Source organism: Bacteroides sp. HF-4919 (assembly GCF_018860125.1).
In genome coordinates, this window is sequence record NZ_JAHKNF010000005.1 from 259,967 (window position 1) to 282,825 (window position 22,859).

General features: G+C 34.7%; 23 protein-coding genes. All 23 read left to right on the forward strand.

Going from position 1 to position 22,859, the window contains the following annotated elements:
• Window positions 1-747: 747 nt before the first annotated feature.
• Window positions 748-1,287 carry a capsular polysaccharide transcription antiterminator UpdY gene (updY, locus tag KO473_RS10895; RefSeq protein WP_005808609.1) on the forward strand — a complete coding sequence of 180 codons (540 nt, stop codon included), beginning with the start codon at window positions 748-750 and terminating at the stop codon, window positions 1,285-1,287.
• Between the two features lie 58 nt (window positions 1,288-1,345).
• Complete coding sequence (locus KO473_RS10900; protein WP_005821087.1) at window positions 1,346-1,828, forward strand: UpxZ family transcription anti-terminator antagonist; 483 nt, start codon at window positions 1,346-1,348, stop codon at window positions 1,826-1,828.
• Window positions 1,829-1,926: 98 nt separating this feature from the next.
• Entirely contained in the window at window positions 1,927-3,066 is a 1,140-nt protein-coding gene (locus KO473_RS10905) for a polysaccharide pyruvyl transferase family protein (protein ID WP_005821085.1), read from the forward strand.
• Window positions 3,063-3,701, forward strand: coding sequence for a polysaccharide deacetylase family protein (locus KO473_RS10910; RefSeq protein ID WP_005821083.1), 639 nt, complete (start codon window positions 3,063-3,065; stop codon window positions 3,699-3,701). The genes KO473_RS10905 and KO473_RS10910 overlap by 4 nt, the downstream gene beginning before the upstream one ends.
• Window positions 3,698-4,630, forward strand: a complete 933-nt coding sequence (locus KO473_RS10915) for a glycosyltransferase family 2 protein (protein ID WP_122130636.1) — start codon at window positions 3,698-3,700, stop codon at window positions 4,628-4,630. Before KO473_RS10910 ends, KO473_RS10915 begins: the two co-directional genes overlap by 4 nt.
• Window positions 4,631-5,824, forward strand: a complete 1,194-nt coding sequence (locus KO473_RS10920; RefSeq protein ID WP_005821079.1) for a CDP-glycerol glycerophosphotransferase family protein — start codon at window positions 4,631-4,633, stop codon at window positions 5,822-5,824. It begins immediately after the preceding gene.
• A gap of 4 nt (window positions 5,825-5,828) precedes the next feature.
• A complete protein-coding gene (locus tag KO473_RS10925; protein ID WP_005821077.1) occupies window positions 5,829-6,257 on the forward strand; it encodes an adenylyltransferase/cytidyltransferase family protein in 429 nt (142 codons plus the stop codon).
• Window positions 6,247-7,242 (forward strand): iron-containing alcohol dehydrogenase, encoded by a 996-nt coding sequence (locus tag KO473_RS10930; protein WP_005821075.1) that lies wholly within the window; start codon window positions 6,247-6,249, stop codon window positions 7,240-7,242. The genes KO473_RS10925 and KO473_RS10930 overlap by 11 nt, the downstream gene beginning before the upstream one ends.
• 43 nt (window positions 7,243-7,285) lie before the next feature.
• A complete protein-coding gene (locus KO473_RS10935) occupies window positions 7,286-8,596 on the forward strand; it encodes an O-antigen ligase (protein ID WP_005821073.1) in 1,311 nt (436 codons plus the stop codon).
• A complete protein-coding gene (locus tag KO473_RS10940) occupies window positions 8,583-9,686 on the forward strand; it encodes a glycosyltransferase (protein ID WP_005821071.1) in 1,104 nt (367 codons plus the stop codon). The genes KO473_RS10935 and KO473_RS10940 overlap by 14 nt, the downstream gene beginning before the upstream one ends.
• Complete coding sequence (locus tag KO473_RS10945; protein ID WP_005821069.1) at window positions 9,683-10,711, forward strand: glycosyltransferase; 1,029 nt, start codon at window positions 9,683-9,685, stop codon at window positions 10,709-10,711. Before KO473_RS10940 ends, KO473_RS10945 begins: the two co-directional genes overlap by 4 nt.
• Before the next feature lie 2 nt (window positions 10,712-10,713).
• Window positions 10,714-11,700 carry an acyltransferase family protein gene (locus KO473_RS10950; RefSeq protein ID WP_005781548.1) on the forward strand — a complete coding sequence of 329 codons (987 nt, stop codon included), beginning with the start codon at window positions 10,714-10,716 and terminating at the stop codon, window positions 11,698-11,700.
• 246 nt (window positions 11,701-11,946) lie between these two features.
• A complete protein-coding gene (locus tag KO473_RS10955; RefSeq protein WP_005821067.1) occupies window positions 11,947-13,743 on the forward strand; it encodes a Coenzyme F420 hydrogenase/dehydrogenase, beta subunit C-terminal domain in 1,797 nt (598 codons plus the stop codon).
• Between the two features lie 17 nt (window positions 13,744-13,760).
• Entirely contained in the window at window positions 13,761-13,988 is a 228-nt protein-coding gene (locus KO473_RS10960; protein ID WP_005781543.1) for a hypothetical protein, read from the forward strand.
• A gap of 2 nt (window positions 13,989-13,990) precedes the next feature.
• The gene (locus KO473_RS10965; protein WP_005821063.1) at window positions 13,991-14,740 is read left to right on the forward strand and encodes an SDR family NAD(P)-dependent oxidoreductase; all 750 of its coding nucleotides are present in this window, start codon (window positions 13,991-13,993) and stop codon (window positions 14,738-14,740) included.
• A gap of 165 nt (window positions 14,741-14,905) precedes the next feature.
• A complete protein-coding gene (locus KO473_RS10970; protein ID WP_232303455.1) occupies window positions 14,906-15,625 on the forward strand; it encodes a ketoacyl-ACP synthase III in 720 nt (239 codons plus the stop codon).
• A 35-nt stretch (window positions 15,626-15,660) separates the two neighbouring features.
• Entirely contained in the window at window positions 15,661-15,771 is a 111-nt protein-coding gene (locus KO473_RS23455) for a 3-oxoacyl-[acyl-carrier-protein] synthase III C-terminal domain-containing protein (protein WP_232303482.1), read from the forward strand.
• 8 nt (window positions 15,772-15,779) lie between these two features.
• Window positions 15,780-16,778 (forward strand): 3-oxoacyl-ACP synthase III family protein, encoded by a 999-nt coding sequence (locus tag KO473_RS10975; RefSeq protein ID WP_005821059.1) that lies wholly within the window; start codon window positions 15,780-15,782, stop codon window positions 16,776-16,778.
• 20 nt (window positions 16,779-16,798) lie between these two features.
• Window positions 16,799-17,716, forward strand: a complete 918-nt coding sequence (locus tag KO473_RS10980) for an aldo/keto reductase (protein ID WP_005821057.1) — start codon at window positions 16,799-16,801, stop codon at window positions 17,714-17,716.
• A 266-nt stretch (window positions 17,717-17,982) separates the two neighbouring features.
• Window positions 17,983-19,521 carry a hypothetical protein gene (locus tag KO473_RS10985; protein ID WP_005781532.1) on the forward strand — a complete coding sequence of 513 codons (1,539 nt, stop codon included), beginning with the start codon at window positions 17,983-17,985 and terminating at the stop codon, window positions 19,519-19,521.
• 403 nt (window positions 19,522-19,924) lie between these two features.
• Window positions 19,925-21,130, forward strand: coding sequence for a glycosyltransferase (locus KO473_RS10990; protein ID WP_005821055.1), 1,206 nt, complete (start codon window positions 19,925-19,927; stop codon window positions 21,128-21,130).
• Between the two features lie 3 nt (window positions 21,131-21,133).
• Window positions 21,134-21,898, forward strand: coding sequence for a glycosyltransferase family 2 protein (locus tag KO473_RS10995; protein ID WP_005781527.1), 765 nt, complete (start codon window positions 21,134-21,136; stop codon window positions 21,896-21,898).
• A complete protein-coding gene (locus KO473_RS11000) occupies window positions 21,895-22,857 on the forward strand; it encodes an NAD-dependent epimerase/dehydratase family protein (protein ID WP_005821053.1) in 963 nt (320 codons plus the stop codon). The genes KO473_RS10995 and KO473_RS11000 overlap by 4 nt, the downstream gene beginning before the upstream one ends.
• Window positions 22,858-22,859: the final 2 nt, after the last annotated feature.

Below are 22,859 nucleotides of genomic sequence, written 5' to 3' on the forward strand. Positions count from 1 at the left end.
TTCCACGTATCGGTATTCCTTTCTTTCTGCCTCTTGTTTCTTTAACTATTTCTGTAATAGTTGATTGCGTTTTGCTAATAGCGTTTTTTTACACTTTTGTCTACGGCTTGAAATACTACTTTTTGTTTCTTCATTGTGATTTTTATTTTATTAAAAACTAATTTGTGTTAATGTGTTGCAAAGGTAGAAAGGAATCTCTCAGCGGACAAGTAAATGTGAAATTAAAGAAAAAATGAACGTTCTTTCGTGGGTTAAATATTTGATATATAGTTTGATATGGGATGGAAATGTGAGTGTTTGAATAGACGTTCGTTTAATTGAACGCAAAGATAGAGGGTATTTTTAGAACTACAAAATGTTTAATAAAAAAAATAATATTCCTCTTTCACTTATTACATTAATGCACTAATATATAGTTGTTTATGAATTAATAAAAAACTATTTATTATCTGTCTGATTTTGTTTGTCTGATACTTTTGATTTATTTACAAAAAAGGTGTTTCAAAAGACGAACGTCTATTGAAACATTTCTGCTTCATAATACGCTTGTTTACAAAATCTAAGATCAAAAATTCCCTGCTTCTTTGTGAAGATGGTCTTTTTTGCTCTGAATCCCTTTTCAAACCGTCTCTCCTGCGATAGGGGAGTACCTGATGAAATGATATACGCTGCAAGGCAAATAATAGAATTAGCAAACTTGACCGGAAGGTATTTCACTACCCCGGTGTCCCCCAATCATATCCTTTCGTGAACAACAGCATTGATAAATCCTGGTACGCCCTTCGTATCACCTATAGCCGTGAGCTTGCCTTTAAGGAATACCTGGACTCCCGTGGAGTGAAGAATTTTCTTCCCATGCGCTACGAATACGTATTCCGTGGTGAGCGTAAGATCCGCAAACTGGTTCCTGTTGTTCACAACCTGGTTTTTGTTTATGCCACCCGCAGTGAAGTTGACGAAATGAAATCCACTGTCGGCGCTTCTCTTCCCATTCGTTATATCATGGACCGTGAGACCCGTCAGCCCATTACCATTCCTGAAGTCCAGATGCGTAGTTTTATTGCTGTTGCCGGTAATTACGATGAACAGGTTGTTTATCTGGACCCTTCCGCCGTTTCCATGAAGAAGGGAGACCGCGTCCGTGTCACGGGCGGCATCTTCGAGGGAGTCGAGGGTGAGTTTGTCCGTATTAAAGGTGACCGCCGTGTGGTGGTTTCCATCCAGGGGGTTATGGCAGTTGCTACTGCTTTCATTCATCCCTCTTTAATCGAGCTAATAAAGAATTAAAAACTCAGTGAACTCTGTGCCCTCTGTGGTGCATATTCCAATACATAAATAAATCACCATGTTGTCTTTGCAATCAGAAATCGATTCTTTGTGCGCTGTTTCGCACGAACTTCTCCATTTAGGTCTGGATGGCGAACCCATCTACTCCGACCGTTTCCGCCAATTGAATACGGATGTGTATCATCGTTGTGAGCATCTTTTCGGTTCACACGGACGTACTCTTGAAGAGGAAGCTTCTCTTTGTATCGCTTTGTTGACCGGCTATAATGCTACCATTTATAATCACGGTGATAAGGAAGATAAAATCCAGTCGGTTCTCAATCGTAGTTGGGATATCTTGGATACACTTCCCGTCTCGCTTTTGAAATGCCGTTTGTTGGTAGCCTGTTACGCCGAGGTCTTTGACGAAGAGTTGGCGGCGGAGGCACACGTAATAATAGACGGTTGGAAGGATCGGGAATTGACGAGGGAAGAGTTTGAGATTGTAGAGCATTTAAAGAGTTTGGAGGAAAATCCATATCCGAATACGGATATAGAATAATAATCTATTACTAAATTATATGTTTATATTTTAGGTGTAATAGTGCTATATATGATTTATTGGTTCGTTTTTAGTTACTTTTTGTAAATGTATAAATTTTGAAGAAAATAGGTATAATAACATTGCCACTAGATGCAAATTATGGTGGAATATTACAAGCATATGCATTAATGAGCTTTTTGAAAGAAAATGGGTATGATGTTACATTGTATAATAAGATTTATGTACGTGAAATTTCACCATTTGTTTGGCCATTAATTTATATGAAGAGATTCTTTATGAAATACATTTGGAGACAGAAGAATTTATCTGTCTTTGCGGAAAAAGATATTAAAAAGATAAATTCTCTTATTCAATCTCATACAAAATTATTTGTCGATAAATATATCTATCCTATTGTGAATATTGAGAATTTTAGATCAATAAAAAAGGAATCTGTGGATATATGGGTTGTAGGTAGTGATCAAATATGGCGTCCGGATTATTTTTTTCATGTGGAGGACGCATTTTTGGAGTTTGCTAAAGATTGGAATGTGAGAAGGATTGCGTATGCTGCTTCATTTGGTGTTGATAGGTGGATGTTTTCTAAAAAACAAACTCTTAATTGTCAACGTTTATTGAAGTTATTTTCGTTTGTTGGTGTTCGTGAAGATTCTGGGGTTATGTTATGCCGGAAATATTTTGATGTAAATTCTACCCATGTATTAGACCCGACGATGTTATTAGATGTTAATAAATATGTTGCATTAATGGGAGATATTGCAAAAAATGATCTATCTGAAAAGGGGTTGATGGTCTATATTTTGGATAAGACTATTGACAAACAAGATGCTGTGATAAAACTCCAAACAGTTCTTGGATATGATATATTTTATAATAATAATCCTAACACAAATGATATAAGTTTATCAGCGATAGAGCGAATAGCTTCTCCCGTTGAAGAGTGGTTGAAAGGTTTTTCTGATGCAAAATATGTAATTACAGATTCCTTTCACGCATGTGTCTTTTCTATTATGTTCAATAAGCCTTTTGTCGCTTATGCTAATAAAGGAAGAGGGCTTACTCGGTTTCATTCTTTATTGAGGATGTTCGATTTAGAAGATCGTTTAATTAGTTCGGTAACTGAATTAGATGAACAAAAAATAAATAAAAAAATTAATTGGGAAAAAGTTAATCAGATTCTTGATGTTAATAGAAAAAAATCTAAGGGGGATTTGTTACAAAGCTTATCAAAATGATATCTTTTTTGTTGGAAAGAGTTAAATTTAGGATTAAGTCAATCATTCTTAAATTTTCGGTAATAGAAAAGGTAAAAACATCAGATACAGATATTTATTTAACTTTTGATGATGGACCTGATCCTCTAATCACGGAATTTATTTTGGATATACTGGATAAGTATGATGCAAAAGCTACATTTTTCTGTATTGGAGAAAAGGTGCATGAATATCCTTTGTTGTATAGGAAAATAAAGGAAAGAGGACATGCAATTGGTAATCATACTTATTCTCATTTAAAGGGTGTTGATGTCAGGAGTCAAGATTATGTGAAGGATGTGTCTAAGTGTAATGATATATTGCATGCGAAGTTGTTTAGGCCGCCTTTCGGATCTTTGAAAATTATGGAGCTATTTCTCTTGAAAAAACATTATGATATAATAAAATGGTCTGTTGACATGCAAGATTATGTAAAGTTAGAGGATGTACAAACACATATTGATAAGATCACGAAACAGATAAGTGGTGGAGACATTGTGTTGTTTCATTTTTCTGAAGAACATAGTTTAAATACACTACAGCTATTACCATTGTTTTTATCACGACTTGAAAATAAAGGATTTAAATACAAGTCAATGAATGCTAGTGTTTTATGAATAAGGTTTCTGTAATAGTTCCTGTTTATAATGTTGAAGAGTATCTAGAAGAGTGCATTGATAGTATATTGAATCAGACTTATCCTAATATAGAACTGATACTGGTTGATGATGGGAGTATTGATAAGTCTGGATATATATGTGATCAATATGCTTTGGCAGATGACAGGATACATGTTATCCATAAGAAGAATAGTGGTGTAAGTGAGTCCAGGAATACAGGGATCAGCGTAGCGAGCGGAGAATTTATTTGTTTTGTCGATTCGGATGATTGGATAGATAGCAATATGATTGAATGCTTCTTGAATTTATTATTATCTAATCAAGCTGATATTTGTATCTCTTCTCATTATTTTGAAGATGTTCAAAGACAGTTGAAGATAGATAAATATAGTAAGAAGCAAGCTATCGATTTACTTCTTGCATTTTCGTTTCCGGCTTCTATGTGTTTAGGATTATATAGGACATCTTTATTTATTGGAAAATGTTTTTCTAAAGAAGTACATCATTGGGAGGATTTTTTATTTCAATATCAAGTGGTCGCAGACTCTGAAGTAGTGCTGAGGACAAACCAATGTTTTTATCATTATAGGCAGAGGCAAGGAAGTGCTAATCACTCTGGAATTAGTCAGAAAGTTATGTCTTGTATGAAAATACCTTGGATTTTAAAGAATGCTTCTCCGTCTATTCAAGAAACAGATATAGCAAATGTTTATTCATTTATGATATTTCAATGCTTCATGGCTTATGTGAGAACTGATATTCCAGATAATACCTATAGACGCGAAATAATTTTCTATATTAAAAGTAGACTATCATATGTATTGTTTTCTACTTCTATATCCTTAAAATATAAATTATCTTTAGTTCTGTTTATTATTTATCCTTATGGTACTTATTCGCTCCTCCATAAAAAATACGGTATGTGAATGATTAATAATACTTTAATGAAATTGTCTTTTTCTTCTTTTATAGCTTCAACAGGAATTTTATTCTCTAGGATAATAAAGAGAGATTCTGTTATGTTGTTTTCTAGTTTTCCGGATTATACTGATAATGCTTATGCTCTATTTCAATATATTTCTGGATCAAAGCAATATGATCATTATTTGAAAGTATGGGTACTTTCTGATAAGACAGGTTATAAAGCATGTAAAAAGGATATTTTGTCGAAAAATTCGAATACAAAAGTTGTATTTAGATTTTCATTATTAGCTTTTTGGTATTTTTTTAGGGCTAAGTTTGTTTTTTGTACTCATGGATTATATAGTTTCTGGGATATCAGTCAAAGAGATAAGTTGATAAATTTGTGGCATGGCATGCCATTAAAGCGGATAGGTTCAATGGATCCTGCCAAACATGGAGTTAATAAGACTAAAGCTCATTATTTAATTGCTACATCAGAAATTTTTAGGGAATTGATGTCTAAAAGTTTTAATAATCTGGATCTGAGTAGAGTGTTACTTGTTGGACAACCGCGCAATGATTTACTTTTTCAAAAGACAGACTTCTTTTCTAAAAGAAATATCCAAAGGACCGACTATTGTTCTGTTGGCATTTGGTTACCAACTTTCCGTACTTCGATTATTGGAGAAACAAGAACTGATGGTATTTCAACGAACGATACTATTTCTTTTTTGAATATAGCAGACTTGCAAGATCTGAATATTTTTTTATCGGAAATTAAAATTTTGTTGATTGTAAAGTTGCATCCAATGGATATATTGCAAACGGTTGATTTCCCATTGTTTACTAATATTATGATAGTGAAACAAAATGATTTTTCTTTTCAGCTTTATCCATTACTGGGGGCAACAGATTTCTTACTAACGGATTATTCTTCGGTTTGGATTGATTATGATATTTTAGATAGGCCAATGGGATTTGTAATGAATGACATAGATGAATATCAAAAGTCAAGAGGCTTGACTTTTGATAACATTAGTGAGGTTCTTCCTGGGCCTATTTTATCTGATTTAGAGTCCCTCAAGTCTTTTTTAAAAACTCCCGAAACTTATAAAAAGGAAACTCAAAACAAATTTAATTTATATAAAGATGATCAAGCTTGCTATCGGTTGATGCATGTAATAGATAAACTTAATAAAAACGGTTTGATTTTTTAGATATATGATAACTGTATATGTAATAGGGGTATTTGACTTGTTTCATCGTGGACATGTTGAGCTCTTAAAAAAAGCGAAAGGTCTTGGAGATAGGTTGGTTGTTGCTATTAATAGTGATGAAATGGTTGCTAATTATAAAAGAAAGCCTGTTATTAACGAGAATGATCGATTGGCAGTAGTTAAAGCTTGCTCCTATGTAGATGAAGCTTTTATTATTCCAGATTTGGATAATAAACTTTATGTAATTAAGTATAATGTAGATATTATAGTGCATGGTGATGATTGGACAGGTGAAGGGTACTTAAATCAGATATGTATGACTCCAGAGTTTTTGCAAAAGCATCAGATTGAATTAGTTTATCTTCCGTATACTAAAGGTATAAGTACATCTAAAATAATTAAATCTATTCAAGAGTTGAATAATGTTTTATAAGCATTTAGAAATACCTGTTTTTGTGGAGATTGATAATAGAGTACTTGGTAGAGTTGATAAAATGCTCACATCCAGTCATCTGTTTTTCTCTCATAAAACTTTAGTGACTTCTCCTGAATTATATACTCTTTACAGTCACTTTATAGATAGTAATAAATTTGATAGTTTAATTCTTGTCCAAGGAGGAAAGGTAGAAGAATACTCTTTATTGAAAAAACAATGTGATAATTTAGATACACTTTTTATTGCGTTTGGTGGAGGTAGTATTTTAGATATTGTCAAGTATGCGGCAACAGATATGAATATCCCTTACATAGCCATGCCATCAACACTTTCTAACGATGCTATTTATTCTCCAGTTGCACGCTTAACGTGTAATGAGAAGAAAAAAAGTTTTGGAGTTAAACCTCCTATCGGAATTGTAGTGGATTTATCGATTGTGAAGAAGTCTCCCAAGCAGTTGATTTTGGCAGGTGTAGGTGATCTTTTATCAAATTTGAGTGCTGTAAAGGACTGGGAGTTATCTAGACTTTCCACAGGAGAAAAGATTGATGAATTATCTTTTATGTTGGCAAAAGAAGCTGCTGTTTCTATTTTAAGATATTCTGAGAAAGATTTATATACAGATGTATTTTTAGCTGATCTTGCAAGGGGGTTAATAACTTCCGGATTATCCATGATACATTCTGGCAATACACGTGGGACGAGTGGTTCTGAGCATTTAATGAGTCACGCCATTGATGAATATTTTTCTGACAAGTCTACTATACATGGTATTCAAGTGGCGTGGGCGCATTTGTTGATAGAGAAACTGCTGAGAACTGAAAGTGAGTATAATATGATAAACAGTTATTTCTCTCGAATCGGTTTAAATAGCATGATAAAACAGTATATCCAATTTTCCGAGATTGATTTTATGAAAATGATACCTTTAGCTAAAATGATAAGAAATAGGTATACTGTTTTGAACTTAGTGGGAAGATAGGGGAAATTTAAATTGTTTTATGTATGCTAATAGCTGTGGATAAATGTTGATGAAATTTAATGCCTCTAAATACTCTAATTATATAACCTTATTTTATTGTATTTCTTTTTTCTTAGTTATAAATGGTGGTTTATTTTCTTTTTTGACTAAAGGTACTCCATTTACGATCTGGAGGCAAATTTTGACATTTATAGGTTTTTCCCTTTTGATGTGCTCTTTTGGAAGGTATAAAAATCGTTCGTTGATAAAGATAGAAAAAGATTTATTGTTACTAACATTTTTATGTATACCGTATTGTATATACGCCTTTTTTTTTCAAGGATATGGCTTAATTAGAGTTGGATTTGCTTTATGGATGTATACCGCAGGATTTCATGTGGTTTTGTTTTCATCGTATTTATTAAATTCTTCAAAATATAATCCACGTTCTATATTTAAGTTTTTTTCGTTGCTTGGACTGTTTTTATCAATAGGGCTTATTATTGATAGCCAAACATTGCTTTTTAAATTTTTGGTATTAAGCGCTCATGAAGATATATCTTATTTGGCAGAGGAAGATTTAGCTATGAATCGTTGTAGCTTCTTAGCTGAGTCTGTTAGCACATTTGGGGTTTATTTCTCTTTCTGCGTACTCTCATCATTTTATTTACTATATCATTCCTCAAAAACGAAGAGCCAATTTTTTTATTTGTTATGTTCTTTTCTTCCTTTAATAGGATCTTGGTTTACGGGATCCCGACAAATATTTGTGATTGTATTATTAATGTTTTTTGCTGGTTTTGTCTATTATGTGATTTGTGCAAAAGGGAATCGGGTTATTTTATTGGTAATTTTTTCTATAATACTTATTGCATCAGGTTCAGTAATTACTTCATTATTATCTTCTAATGAATATCTTTTGGAAAGGTATCTTGGGGATGACAAATCTACTAGTAAAGCTGATGATACTAGGATACGGCAATGGAAGAATGGTATTGATTACATGCAGGAAAATAAATTAGTCCTATTGATAGGTCATGGGGTTGGTAGTGTTCCTATAAAGGGGGGTAGAGAGGGCGAATTTATTGGGAGTAATTATGAAAATACCTTTCTAGCTAAAATGGTTGACGTAGGTTTATTTGGCATTGTGCTGGTGTTGTTTCCGGTTATAAAAATCTTCTCATTATTACGTAAGTATAAAAAGAAAAGCATTTTTGATTATTTGATATTAGTGCTGCTATTTAATTATCTTTTTGTAGCATTTGTTTCTCCAAATGGTGCAACTCTATCAACACAATATATAATGTTTTTAGTTCTCAGTATTTATATTCATAGGGAAAAATTTGAATTAGAAAATAAATATGCTTCTTGTTAATCGTTCATTATATTGCAATTATATACCACAAGAATTGGTCTCTTTATATGGCTCTCAATGTGTGACAAATTTTTGTAGTAATCTTATTGAGGGTAACTGTTTTAGTAAAGTGTATTCAGAAGTTCCTCTGAATGTGAGAAAAAATATATTGGCGGAATTACCTTCAATTCAGAAAGTAAAATTTATTCAGGTTCGTGTATTTGGAAGTTTTCCAATGCTAAGGCATTTAAATTATTTGGTGGAAAATTTGTTAATAGTCAGTCTGTTACGCAATGATGATTCTATTTGGTTTTATAATCTTGAAAGGCATAACTTACTTGCTTTTATGCTTTTGAAAGTAATCTATCGTAAGAAAATTTATGTTTTACTAGCAGACCATACTCCATCTAATAGGCTTTTTTCTATAACTAAAGTTGCGGAAATATGTTTGTCTAGATTTGTTGATGGAATTTTGGCTTTGTCGGAACGTTTAACAATACAAAACAAAAATATAGTTTATATGCCTGGAATTGTTCCAATGAATGCCATCAACTCTATAAAAGAAACTAATGGGGAAATTGTAAAAAATGCATTTTTCTTTTCTGGTGCATTAAAAAAGGTGACAGGTATAAAGATGGCATTAGATGTTTTTTCCGAATTGCCAAAGTGTGAACTTTACGTATCTGGTAGAGGGGAGGATGAATCGTTGGTGATGAAATATGCTTCTAAATATGCGAATATACATTATTTGGGATATCTAAATTACACAGATTATCTTTCTTATTTGAAAAGATTTACAGTATGTCTAAGTTTTAGAGATCCTAATCTGGCTGAAAATAAAAATAATTTCCCATCAAAAATTATAGAATACTTGGCGTGTAATAAGCTAGTTGTTTCTACAATAAGCTATCCTGAGTTGAAAGATATTAATTATGTTTACTCTAATTTTGATAAGGAACAACTTAAAATGTGCATTCTTCAGTTATCTCAGATGAATGATGCTTGGTTTGAGAAATATTCAAACCATAGAGACGCTTTACTGCACTATTTTTCTCCGATGGCATGGAGTAATGCTTTTAATAGAGTTGAATCTATAAACAAAGGATTATGAAACAAATTGATGTTATATTTGTAACGCCATTGCCGGCCTTTTATAAAGTGAATCTCTTGAATAGACTGTGCGAAAAAAAGCGTGTTTTTGTGATTTTTCTTTATGAAATGAATAGTCGGAGAAATAAAGATTTTGTTTCTCAAGGGATTAAATTTGACTATGTTATTTTATCGAAGTTACAAGGCTCTCGTTTGATTTATCTATGGCGGTTGTTAAAGCGTGATTATTCATATCGCAGTTTAATTCTATCGGGGTGGGATTCTTTTTATCTCTGGTTTTTAGCTTTTCTCTCTCCAAAGAGTAAAAATGCAGTGGTGGTAGAATCAACTTATTATGAGTCGTCTATTAGAGGTTTGCGAGGACTGTTAAAAAGATTTTTTTTAAAACGAATATACTTGGCTTACGCTTCGGGAGAACCACATATTGAATTATTGAAACTTTTGTCTTTTTCGGGAAAAATAATCAAAACAAAAGGAGTTGGAGTTTTTAATTATGTGAATCAACCTTCCTTTGTTTATAAGACACAAATTCGGAACTTTTTATATGTTGGTCGTTTGTCGGAAGAAAAAAATCTTAAACTTCTGATTGATGTGTTCAATTCTTTACCAGATTTAAAATTGAATATTATAGGTTTTGGTCCTCAAGAGGAGGTATTGAAAAAAATGGCGTCATTTAATATCTCTTTTTTAGGGGCTATCTCTAATGATAAGATATTTCATTATTACCAGAGTAATGATGTTTTTGTTTTGCCTTCTAAATCAGAGCCATGGGGATTGGTTATTGAGGAGGCTATGAATAATGGGTTACCAGTAATTGTAAGCAATAAAGTAGGGTGTTCTATGGACCTTGTGGCAGAAGATGTAAATGGGATTAGATTTGATTTGGATGATAGAAATTCTTTAAAAAATGCCGTGCTGAAAATTTGCAATCCTATCTATTATAATGTATTAGCTAAAAATATTTCATGTTATAATTTTGAGGAAAGATCTCAAAAGTACGTCGCTTCATTTTTTTATATGGAGTAAATATGGGGGCTCGTATTTCAAAACGGATAGAGTGGATTGATGTTGCAAAAGGTATTTGTATTGTTTTAATGGTAGTTGGGCATACTCGGTTACCATCGATTATTTCGAATTGGATTTGGTCATTCCATATGCCTTTCTTCTTTTTTATATCTGGAATGACTTTTAAAGTAGGAAACTATAAATCTTTGAACTTTTTTTTATATCGCAAGTTGCGTACTTTATTAGTTCCTTTTTTTGTGTTTTCTATTCTAGTCATAGGAATATCTGAATCTTATGAAGTAAATACATTTAAGGATAGGTTTTTAGAAGTGCTTGTTCATGGATGGGGGGGCATTGCGTTGTGGTTTGTACCTATATTATTTCTGGCTGAGCTTTTATATTATATTTTTTATCATTTACTGAGTCGTAATAAAAAGTTCTTTGTAGTGATTTTGATTGTATTTGCTTATCTTAGCTATTGGTTATCAGAGGTGCACCTTTTATTGCCATGGGCTATTTCTTCAGTTTTCTTAGCCGTAAGTTTTCTGGGTTTAGGTAATAAATTGGCTGATTTTATTTTAAATGTATGGAGAGATAAGTCTGTCAAGAAGACTTTTAGTTTTTTACTTATATCATTTTGTATCGGTGGACTAATTGCTCAATTTTATCATTTAGATATGTGCTACAACATTATAACTTCTTTAATACCAGTATATATAGGCGCAATATTAGGTATTTTGTTTATTATTCAATTATCAATGTTATTGACTAAATATATGGAATATACTGTATTAAAGCCTTGGTTTTATATCTTTTCATATTGGGGCAAGAATACATTTTTTGTGTTAGCATTTTCTCAATGCATACAACTATGCTTAATTCAAGGAATGAATTCTATGGATATTTCTCCGGTTCTGTCTTCGGTAATACGCCATGTTTCCATGTGGGTAATATTATTTCTTATAACAGAGCTTTTTAATAGAAAATTATCTTGGATATTAGGGAAATGATCTGTTTGGTAATTTGTGTAGCTTTGATGTCATTGTATATGTTATTGTGTAAGCGTTCCCAAATGATGTCTTGAAATGTTCTCATTGGGCTTTTATCTTTGCCGCAATTTAAATATAAATATTTATATACAGTAGTGATTGTTCGGAATGAGAGACGAGTGCCTATTGGCATTCATTTGAAAGACGCATATAATGTTTTGGACGTTTACAAAAACGAATAGGTTTATAAGGTGATAAATTTCATTTATGATAAATATTATAGATAAGACCAAATGTTGCGGCTGCAATGCTTGTGGAGATGCATGTGCTCATGGCGCAATAACATTCAAGACTGATATTGAAGGTTTTTGGTATCCGACAGTGAATAAGGATAAATGTGTAAATTGTGAATTATGCGAGAAAGTGTGTCCCATAATCAATATAAAGGAATTGAAGAAGAATGACCTTTCGCAACCGGTGTACTATGCGGCCGAACATAAAAATATGGAGGTTGTATTTGATTCCACTTCTGGAGGCTTATTCTCGGCTTTGGCTGATATTATGTACAAAGACAAGGGGTATGTGGGTGGCGCAGTATTTAATGAAGATTTTTCTGTTCGCCAATACATTTCCAATGACAAGACTGATCTTCCCCGTATCAGGAGTTCCAAGTATTTGCAGAGTTCTTTTGAGGGGTTCTTTGTACAGGTTAGAAAATTATTGTGTGCAGGGGAAAAGATTCTCATTTGTGGAAGTCCCTGCCAGATGACTGCTTTGCGTGCTTTCCTTCGCAAAGATTATGATAATCTAATTATTGTTGATTACATCTGTCGTGGTATTAATTCTCCTAAAGTATGGCGTAAGTACCTTGATTCGTTTGAGGAGCGCTATGGTTCTAAGGTTATTTATTGTAAGGCTAAGTCGAAAGAATACGGTTGGCGCAACCTTACGCAGAAAGTGATTTTAGCCAACGGCAAGCATGTTTATGAGACTAAGGACCAGTCAAACTATACCAAGGGATATCTGCAAACCAATGTTTACTGTCGCCCTTCATGCTATGAGTGTAAGTTCAAAGGATATCCACGTATAGCCGACATTACTCTTGCCGATTTTTGGGGGATAGAGAAAATCAATACTTCTATGGATAAAAACCTTGGTACGTCACTCGTGATGGTTAACTCGAAGAAAGGCAAAGCCTATTTTGAGAGGACCAAGCAGCGCATCAATTATCTTGAAGTACCATTTTCTCTGGCAGAAAAAAGTAACCCTGCCCTCAATCAGCCTTTGGGTACTCCCTTGGTAAACCGCAATCAATTTTTTAAAGACTTGGACCGGATGACTTTCACAGAACTTGCCAATAAATATATCTTGCCATGTAAACAGGGTAAAAAACAGTTTGTTAAGGATAGGCTCGGCTATGTTTGCACCATTATGAAAACCACGCAAATGCGTCCACGTCCACTCTGGCAGTTACTGAAATACAATACTATCGGTGAAATCTTTCGCGGCAATATATTGTTGCCTGCTCCTTATTGCATCATTCATATAAACAAAACTGCCACTATCCGCAAGCAAGGCATCACATTTCTTGGACAAAAGGTAAAATTCCGTAAATCAAAGCTTGAAACACGCTTGTCGGTAGATGCAGGAGCTACGCTTAATCTCGGCCCTGGAACCATCATCGGTTACGGTTCAGACATAGAGATATTCAGTGGTGCCACACTTACTTTTAAAGGGCATGGTGGTTCCAATATCGGATTGACAGTTGTTTGTGGTGAGCATATTGAATTTGGTGATAGGGTGATGATAGGACGCAATGTTACTGTCAGGGACAATAATGGATCACATTATATCAATCGTCAGGGATATAAGAATACAAAACCTGTAATTATTGGTGATAAGGCATGGTTATGTGAATCTTGCACTATTATGAATGGAGTCAGGATTGGAGATGGGGCGATTATTGGTGCAAAATCTTTTGTTATAAGTAATGTTCCGGCACATGCCATGGTTTCAGGGCATCCGGCTCAAATAGTCGATGAGGATATTTTATGGAAATATTAATTAGAAAAAATAAGTATATGAATTTAAAAGAATTTGTTGCGAACTTCGCAGAACAGTTTGATGACACAGATGCGTCAGAAATCCAGGCTTACACCGAATTTCATGAACTCGACGAGTGGGGAAGTCTTGCAGGTATGGGCGTGATCGCCATGGTAAAGACCATTTATGGTAAAACTATTACTGGTAAGGAAATCCGTGAGTGTATTACTGTAGAGGATTTGTTTAATCTTGTAGCTGAAAAGTAAAAATGGATATATTCAATCCTTTCACACTCAAGGGAAAGACAATTCTCGTGACTGGAGCATCATCTGGGATAGGCCGCGGCATAGCCATAGCCTGTTCCAAGATGGGAGCGTCTGTGATAATCAATGGCAGAAATGAGCAAAGACTTGCAGAAACATTGCGGGAAATGCGAGGGGAAGAAAATCTCTCATTGATTGCCGATCTCAGCCAAACAGATGCTGTTGCAATCATGGTCAGACAACTGCCTAAATTGGATGGTGTCGTACATTGTGCCGGAATTGGACAGCGGATTTTGTGTAAGCAGCTTCAAGAAAGCGACCTTGATAATATGATGGATGTAAATTTTAAAGCCCCTGTTATGTTTCAAACTGAGTTGTTAAGGCAAAAGAAAATTAACAAAGGGGCTTCTATAGTGTTCATAGCATCTATTGCCTACGATTCTCCTACTATTGGCAATGCAATGTATTGTGCATCCAAAGGTGCTGTCATTTCGTACGCCAACTGTCTGGCTTTAGAGCTTGCTCCAAGATTGATAAGAGTGAACTGTATTCTTCCTGCTATGATTTGGACAGATCTCATTTACAAGGGAGGCATCACGGAGGAAGAGTTGAAAGAGGACGAAAAGAAATATCCTCTCAAGCGCTATGGAAAACCGGAAGATGTTGCCAACCTGTCCGTTTATCTATTGTCGGACGCTTCCGCATGGATGACAGGATCCAGTATAAAACTGACCGGAGGGATAAGTAAATTATAATTTATAAAAAGAAAACTATGGCGTGTATAAAGGCTATTTCAATATTCTCCCCCCCCCCCTCTCTCTATGTGTGAAAATATATTGACAAATAGTGGGGCTTCAATTTTTTTTGGAAATATAGACATTACTAAGATAGCGAAGAGTGTAGGAGTAAATCAAAGATATGTGGCTACAGAGAATCAGACAGCTGCGGACATGGCTTGTGAAGCCGCTAACAAGTTGTTTGAAGAGTGGAATGTTGACCGTAAGTCTATCGATTTCATTATCTTCTCCACACAAAGCTCCGACTATTTTCTTCCTGCATCATCGTGTGTTTTGCAGCATAGACTTGGTATATCAACCACTGCTGGAGCATTTGATTTTAATTTAGGGTGCTCCGGTTATACATACGGATTAGCAATGGCTAAAAGTTTCATAGATTCAGGTTTGGCACGCAATGTATTGTTGCTCACAGGTGATACCATTTCGAAATATCTCCATCCTGAGGACAAGAACCGGATACTTTTCGGTGACAGTGCCACGGCAACGTTGATATTCAATGAGGGCCTTGCAGAAATAGGGGAAACCGTATACGGTACTGATGGAAGCGGTGCGGAGGCTATTATTGTAAAAAACTGCGGTTCAAGGCATCTTGCGCGGACAGGACATGAGGAAAAAGACGGGGCGGACAATGTTAGGCGTGACGATTATTTCTATATGAATGGTGAGCAAGTTTTCAATTTTACGATTGATCGTGTTCCACAACTAATTGATGATACGCTTAGTAAAAATAATGTAAAGAAAGAGCATATGGATTATTATGTATTTCATCAAGCAAATAAATTCATGCTCAACACCATACGTAAAGTATGTAGCATACAAAAGATAAATTCTATATTAATATAGAGAACACAGGCAACACCACGTCTTCAACAATCCCGATTGCGTTAAAACATTGTCTTGATGAGAATAAGATACAAAAGGGACAGCAAGTAATGATTGCTGGATTTGGTGTCGGATTATCGTGGGCTGCCACTGTTTTGAAATTTTAAATAAAATAATGGTTTATATTAAAGGCATATCATATTATTTGCCCGAAAGGGTGATGACTAATGAGGAATTGGTGAAAGAGTTCCCTGAATGGAGTGTTGACAAGATAGCAAGGAAGGTGGGAGTCAATTCCCGTCGCCTTGCCGCTGAAAACGAAACGGCAGGTGACATGGCCGGGAAAGCAGCCCGCAAATTGTTTGAGGAATATAGCGTCAGGCCGGAGAATATCGACTTCGTGATGCTCTGTACACAGAGTCCTGACCATTTCCTGCCATCAACAGCTTGTATTCTTCAGCATAGGCTCGGTATCCCCACGTCAGCAGGAGCATTTGATTTTAATTTAGGGTGCTCCGGTTGTATTTATGGAATGGCTTTAGCCAAAGGCATTATTACTGCGGGTGTCGCAAAGAACGTTTTATTATTGACGGCAGAGACATATACCAAGTATCTTCATCCATCTGATAAAAGCAATCGTGCCATCTTTGGCGATGGTGCAGCTGCTTGCCTTATATCTACTGAGGGATTTGCCAAAATCGGTGAGTTCTCTCTCGGCACGGATGGCAGTGGTGCGGAAAAACTTATTGTGAGGACCGGAGCTGCAAGATGCAAAGACAGTGCAGAGAAAAACGAAGTGGATGACGAGGGACATACCCGTTATGACGATTATCTCTATATGGACGGAAGCGGCATTTTCAATTTTACTCTTGAAGCGGTCCCGTCCATGATGAAAGATGTTCTGGAAAAAAATGACACAATTGCTGATAAAGTGGATTACTACATCTTTCATCAGGCCAATAAATTTATGCTCAACACCATCCGAAAGGTATGTGTGCTACCAAAAGATAAGTTCTATGTGAATCTTGAAGAGATTGGCAATACAGTTTCGTCTACTGTGTTGATTGGTTTGAAGGATTGTTTGGATAGTGGAACAATCAAGGAAGGAATGCAAGTTATGGTTACTGGATTTGGAGTCGGTCTTAGCTGGGGAGGGACGATATTACAATTTTAATATATGATTTTTGGGAAATTATGGTAACAACATTCAAACTACAGAATGGAGATGAAATCCAATCGATAGGTTTTGGTCCTGGAGGAATGGGGTACAATCCAAAAATGAAAAAACAAAGAACAGGTCTATCGCTTCTCTTTATTAGGGTAATAAACAAATTGTATCTTAGAAAAGAGAGTAGCAGAAGATATGTCAATAACGTAGCCAATGCTTTTAAAATAGGCTATAAATTGCTTGACTTTTCTGCCTCCTATGGCAATATGGATCTTATTGGAGAAGCCATACGCAGAAGTGGCGTTGATAGAAAAAGCTTGTTTATCACTACAAGAGTTAGTAATGGAGCACAACTAAATCATACTGTAAGAGAGGAGTTCCTCAGAAATATAAAAGAGATGGGGATTGACTATGTTGACCTTTTACAGTTTCATTGGCCAGTCACCGAACTATATCTTGATACATGGCGAGAGATGGAAAGGTTGAAGGATGAAGGCTATGTACGCCACCTTGGTGTGGCAAACTGTCATCAGCATCACCTTGAGGAAATATTCAAGATATGCAAGTACAAGCCGGAAATAGGACAGTTTGAGATTCATCCTTTGTTTACTCAAAAAACGCTTATAGAATACTATAAGAAAAACAATATATTAGTTGAAGCATATACGCCTATAGCACGTTATGATGACAGACTTGTTCGTTTGCCTCTACTGAAAAAATTGGAAAAGAAGTATAACAAGAACTTCATCCAAATCATTTTGCGTTGGCATATACAAAACGGCTGTATACCTTTGGTTCGTTCACTCACGCCATCTCATCAGTTGAGCAATTTCCAAATCTTCGATTTTGAGTTGTCTGACGAGGATATGAAGTTGATAGACGGTATTAACATCAATAGTCGGCTGAGGTATGACCCTGATAATTGTGATTTTTCCATTCTATAAGGGTAAGTGTCCAAAAAAGAGCACTCATTGTATGACATTTGTTCGATTTGCCTCTCTTTATTGCCTTTGTGTCGCACCTAAAAATGACAGAAAATGAATATAAGTGAATTTTTATTCCGTTATCAAACAGATGCTGCTCCTCGGAAGATTTTGATTAACACTTATTGTATCTTCTTCTGAAATTGTCACTTCAATAGCCGTTCTTATATTGGAAATAAATGCTTCTCAGTTTTATTAGGTAATCGGAAAATAAATTAATAAAATTAATGCCTGGACCATCTTCAAACAAAACCATCGCAAAGAATACTGCATTCCTGTATTTTCGTATGATGTTTACAATGATAGTATCATTATATACTTCACGTGTAATACTGCAAACTTTAGGGATTGGAAATTATGGTATTTATCAGTCCGTAGGTGGCATTGTTGGCTTTTTATCTTTTATTAATAGTGCGTTAAGTACCGGTTCATCCCGTTTCTTAACTTATGAACTTGGAACGGGTGATCTTGAAAAATTAAAGAGAACATTTTCCACAACAATGACGATTCATGCAGTGATTGCTTTTTTGGTCGTTATAATTGGAGAAACGTTGGGTATATGGTTTCTTTATAATAAGTTAGTAATACCAGCGGACCGAATGGAGGCGGCAGTCTATGTTTTCCATATATCCATACTAACAGCTGTGTTTACATTAACACAGGTACCTTATAATGCAAGTATTATTGCGCATGAAAAGATGTCAGTTTTTGCCTATATGAGTGTTCTGGAAGTTTCTGCCAAATTGGGGATAGTTTATCTGTTATCTATTGGTGATTATGATAAATTGAAATTGTATGCCTCTTTGTTATTTATTGTCCAGGTAGGGATTATTTGTATCTATCGTTTTTATTGTAGTCGGCATTTTAAAGAAACGATATATCATTTTGTATTTGATAAAGCTATATTCAAGGAAATTGCTGGCTTTTCAGGGTGGAGTTTGTTTGCCAGTGGTTCGATCGCCCTCAATAGTCAAGGGATTTTAATTTTGCTGAATATGTTTTTTGAACCCGCTGTTGTCGCCGCACGGGCTATTTCCATCCAAGTGAACATGGCAGCCGGTCAACTTGTAGATAATTTTCGTACAGCTGCTAATCCGCAGATAGTTAAGAGATTGGCCACAGGTGATTTAATGGGATCTAAGCAATTGCTACTGGTATCTACTAAGTATTCCTATTATTTGATGTTTATTATCTGTTTTCCAGTTTGTCTCTTAGCCTATCCTTTATTAAAAATATGGTTGGGGGTTGTGCCGGATTATACTGTTATATTTCTTCAACTTATAGTCATTCAGAGCTTATTTCAGGTTTTTGACACTTCTTTTTATACAGCATTATATGCTAAAGGACAGTTAAAAGAAAATGCTTTAATATCCCCTACTTTGGGTTTAATAAGTTTTCCCATAGTCTATTTTTTATTTAAAGCGGGGTATTCTCCGGTAGCTCTTTCATGGGCTAGCTTGCTGACCTATGCTACATTGGGTTTAGTAATAAAGCCTATATTGGTAGTAAAAATAGCAGGGTATTATTGGAAGGATATTTTGGGCGTTTTCAAACCGTGCTTATTAGTCACAGCTGTCGCTTTACCTATACCTATTTTTTTATATAATGTAATGGATGTTACTAATATTATGCATTTCTTTTTCATAGGAATTGTAACTGTTATAATAATTCTATTATCAATATATTGGATTGGAGTTGATGTGTTGACTAAGCAAAAAGTATGGTCATATATAAAACGGAAGTTAACATCCCAGAAAGCCGTATAAAAGTATTGCAGTCGGATGGATACAACGTGTATATGTATTGAGGTGATCAATGTAGTAGATAACCATCATATCTACCTGCTATATGCTGGGTATCCTTGTGATTTAATATCTGAAAGAATCCTTCAAATAGATACTACTTGGATATGTTTGTAATTGAAATTTATTATTAATATCCCTTTGACTAAATATTTGTAAATATTGAAACTTTCTGAACGCTAACTAATATAGGATTGATATTATGTTAATAATTGATGAATCAATTAGAATTTAGTATTGCTCTAAATTGAGTACTAACTTTTAGATATGACAAAGTTGATTTCTCTTAAAGTTGTAAATACGATTTGTTTTTGGGGTTCTAATAATAAATGGTGCAAGAAATAATTTTGAATATAGAGCTTTAATAATGTCAACCCTTTTTCAAATTAATGTTGTTGCCAATTCCGGCTCTACTGGACGTATTGCTGAAGGTATTGCGGAAGCTGTAATAAATGATAAATGGACTTGCTATACAGCATATGGACGTTGGGGAAATCCAAGTAAAACATACTTGTATAAGATTGGAAATAGGTGTGCAATTTATTCTCATTATTTAATATCTAAGTTGTTTGACATGCATGGATTAGGATCTATATGCGCAACTAAACGATTGATATTAAAAATAAAGGAGATAAAGCCAGATCTAATACATTTACATAATATTCATGGTTATTATTTAAATTATCCACTATTGTTTGATTTTTTATCAAAATCTGATATTCCTGTTGTTTGGACATTACACGACTGTTGGGCATATACTGGACATTGCGCTTATTATTCTAATATTGACTGTAACAAATGGGAACAAGGGTGTTATGCTTGCCCTAATCTTCAAGACTATCCCGCTTCATTATTTTATGACCACTCTAGAAAAAACTATCAGCTCAAAAAACAAAGTTTTACTTCTCTCGAAAATTTAACTATTGTCACTGTTTCACGGTGGCTGGCAAATGAAGTAGAGCATTCTTTCCTTGCTAAATATCCTGTAAGAGTTATTTATAATGGAGTTGATACGGATGTATTTCGTCCTGTAGGTGTTGGAGCAAAATTAAAATATAATATAGAAAATAAATTCCTGATATTGGGAGTAGCAACAGTTTGGAATGCTCGTAAAGGTTTATCTGATTTTATTAAGCTTGCAAAATATCTTTCATCTGATGATAGAATAATACTGGTAGGCTTGGATCAGAAACAAATTTCTAAATTACCTTCTAATATAATCGGACTTAAGAAAACAGAAAATATAAGCGAGTTGGTAGAACTGTACTCATCTGCTGATTTATTTGTGAATTTTTCAATGGAAGAGACCTTTGGGTTGACTACGGCTGAAAGTATGGCTTGCGGAACACCTGCATTGGTTTATGATTCGACAGCCTGTCCTGAAATAGTGACAGAAAAAACGGGATTTGTAATTGCCCCTCATAATATTGATAGAGCTTTAAAAGCTATACAGCAGTTAAAATTGGTGGGAAAACAGTATTATGGAAATAATTGCCGTTCATATATCTTGGAAAATTTTAGAAAAGAAGATAAATATAAAGAATATGCTGCTCTTTATCAGGAGCTTTTGTAGTTAATGAAAATTTCTCTTATAACTGTTACTTTCAATAGTGACAGGACTCTTTGTGATACTATTCAGTCTGTTATTTCACAACATTTTACTAACATTGAGTATATAATAGTAGATGGTTCATCTCAGGATAATACTATTGAAATTATAAAAAAGTATGAGCCTCTATTTCAAGGTCGGCTAAAATGGATCAGTGAAAAGGATAATGGACTTTATGATGCCATGAATAAAGGTATCCACATGGCTACTGGGGATATTGTCGGTATAATTAATTCAGATGATTTTTATCACAGGAATGATGTCATAACTAAAGTGGTAGAGGCTTTTGATAATACAGATACACAAGTCGTTTATGGGGATGTGCGTTTTGTGAACCCTAAAAATTTGGATAAAACAGTGCGTTATTATTCTTCTAAGAACTTTGCCCCACATTTGTTCCGGTATGGTTTTATGCCTGCGCATCCGACTTTCTTTACTTATCGAAAGTATTTTGAGGAGTTTGGCTATTATAAAACAGATTATAAGATAGCTGCTGATTATGAGCTTCTTATCCGCTTCTTGTATGTACGTCAATTGAAAAGTAAATATTTACCATTTGATTTTATGAAAATGCGTACGGGAGGCACCAGTACAGCATCTGTAAAAAGTAATATTTTACTGAATAAGGAGATTGTCAGGGCATGTAGGGAGAATGGAATTTGGACTTGTTTGCCACTTTTATGTTTAAAATATGCTGTGAAGGTTTTTGAACTGTTATTGATAAAAGAATGAATATACTGATTACAGGAATCCATGGATTTATAGGTTCTAATTTTATCAGGGCCTTGAGAGATAAACATACATTATATGGACTTGATATTATCTTTCCTTGTAGAGATGGAGTGAGCCAAACATTTTCTTGGCGAGATATCGAACCCACATCTTTTCCTTTTCAAACTCTTCCCCAGTTTGATGCAATCATTCATCTTGCCGGAAAGGCTCATGATACGAAAAACCAATCAGTTGCTCAGTCTTATTTTGATATTAATACCGGCCTGACTCAAAAGATATTTGATTTCTTTTTGGAGTCTTCTGCGAAGAAATTCATATTTTTTAGTTCAGTAAAAGCTGCGGCTGATAGTGTAGTGGGAGATATGCTTACTGAGGATGTGATTCCGGCTCCTGTTGGGCCTTATGGAGAGAGTAAGATCAAGGCTGAAGAATATATAAAGGAGCATTTAGAATACTCAACAACAGAGAAACAGGTGTATATTCTTCGTCCCTGCATGATTCACGGACCGGGAAATAAAGGGAATCTGAATTTATTATATAATGTAGTGAAAAAAGGAATCCCTTGGCCTCTTGGCGATTTTGATAATCGTCGTTCGTTTACTTCAATCGATAACCTTTGTTATGTGATTGAGGGGCTTTTGAATCAGGATGTACCTACGGGTATTTATCACATGGGGGATGATGAAGCTTTGTCAACAAATGAATTGATTGCCATCATGTGCGAGGCAATGGAAAAACAACCTCGTATCTGGAAGATGAATAAGCGTTTTATGGAAGCTTGTGCCGGATTGGGCACTTTACTCCACTTGCCTTTGAATACCGAAAGGCTTCGTAAACTGACGGAGAATTATGTGGTAAGTAATGCTAAGATCAAAGCAGCTTTAGGTATTGATAAATTACCTGTCACTGCTAAAGAAGGATTAATGAAGACCATTCGTTCATTTGAAGAAACTAAATAACT

What these genes read in the sequence shown, in the direction of transcription:
- KO473_RS10950 (WP_005781548.1), top strand. Translation starts at nt 10,714, where the DNA reads ATGGGGGCTCGTATTTCAAAACGGATAGAGTGGATTGATGTTGCAAAA.
- KO473_RS10925 (WP_005821077.1), top strand. Translation starts at nt 5,829, where the DNA reads ATGATAACTGTATATGTAATAGGGGTATTTGACTTGTTTCATCGTGGA.
- KO473_RS10985 (WP_005781532.1), top strand. Translation starts at nt 17,983, where the DNA reads ATGCCTGGACCATCTTCAAACAAAACCATCGCAAAGAATACTGCATTC.
- KO473_RS10995 (WP_005781527.1), top strand. Translation starts at nt 21,134, where the DNA reads ATGAAAATTTCTCTTATAACTGTTACTTTCAATAGTGACAGGACTCTT.
- KO473_RS10980 (WP_005821057.1), top strand. Translation starts at nt 16,799, where the DNA reads ATGGTAACAACATTCAAACTACAGAATGGAGATGAAATCCAATCGATA.
- KO473_RS10940 (WP_005821071.1), top strand. Translation starts at nt 8,583, where the DNA reads ATGCTTCTTGTTAATCGTTCATTATATTGCAATTATATACCACAAGAA.
- KO473_RS10935 (WP_005821073.1), top strand. Translation starts at nt 7,286, where the DNA reads ATGTTGATGAAATTTAATGCCTCTAAATACTCTAATTATATAACCTTA.
- KO473_RS10910 (WP_005821083.1), top strand. Translation starts at nt 3,063, where the DNA reads ATGATATCTTTTTTGTTGGAAAGAGTTAAATTTAGGATTAAGTCAATC.
- KO473_RS10915 (WP_122130636.1), top strand. Translation starts at nt 3,698, where the DNA reads ATGAATAAGGTTTCTGTAATAGTTCCTGTTTATAATGTTGAAGAGTAT.
- KO473_RS10960 (WP_005781543.1), top strand. Translation starts at nt 13,761, where the DNA reads ATGAATTTAAAAGAATTTGTTGCGAACTTCGCAGAACAGTTTGATGAC.
- KO473_RS10945 (WP_005821069.1), top strand. Translation starts at nt 9,683, where the DNA reads ATGAAACAAATTGATGTTATATTTGTAACGCCATTGCCGGCCTTTTAT.
- KO473_RS10930 (WP_005821075.1), top strand. Translation starts at nt 6,247, where the DNA reads ATGTTTTATAAGCATTTAGAAATACCTGTTTTTGTGGAGATTGATAAT.
- KO473_RS10955 (WP_005821067.1), top strand. Translation starts at nt 11,947, where the DNA reads ATGATAAATATTATAGATAAGACCAAATGTTGCGGCTGCAATGCTTGT.
- KO473_RS11000 (WP_005821053.1), top strand. Translation starts at nt 21,895, where the DNA reads ATGAATATACTGATTACAGGAATCCATGGATTTATAGGTTCTAATTTT.
- KO473_RS10920 (WP_005821079.1), top strand. Translation starts at nt 4,631, where the DNA reads ATGATTAATAATACTTTAATGAAATTGTCTTTTTCTTCTTTTATAGCT.
- KO473_RS10900 (WP_005821087.1), top strand. Translation starts at nt 1,346, where the DNA reads ATGTTGTCTTTGCAATCAGAAATCGATTCTTTGTGCGCTGTTTCGCAC.
- KO473_RS10965 (WP_005821063.1), top strand. Translation starts at nt 13,991, where the DNA reads ATGGATATATTCAATCCTTTCACACTCAAGGGAAAGACAATTCTCGTG.
- KO473_RS10975 (WP_005821059.1), top strand. Translation starts at nt 15,780, where the DNA reads ATGGTTTATATTAAAGGCATATCATATTATTTGCCCGAAAGGGTGATG.
- KO473_RS10990 (WP_005821055.1), top strand. Translation starts at nt 19,925, where the DNA reads ATGTCAACCCTTTTTCAAATTAATGTTGTTGCCAATTCCGGCTCTACT.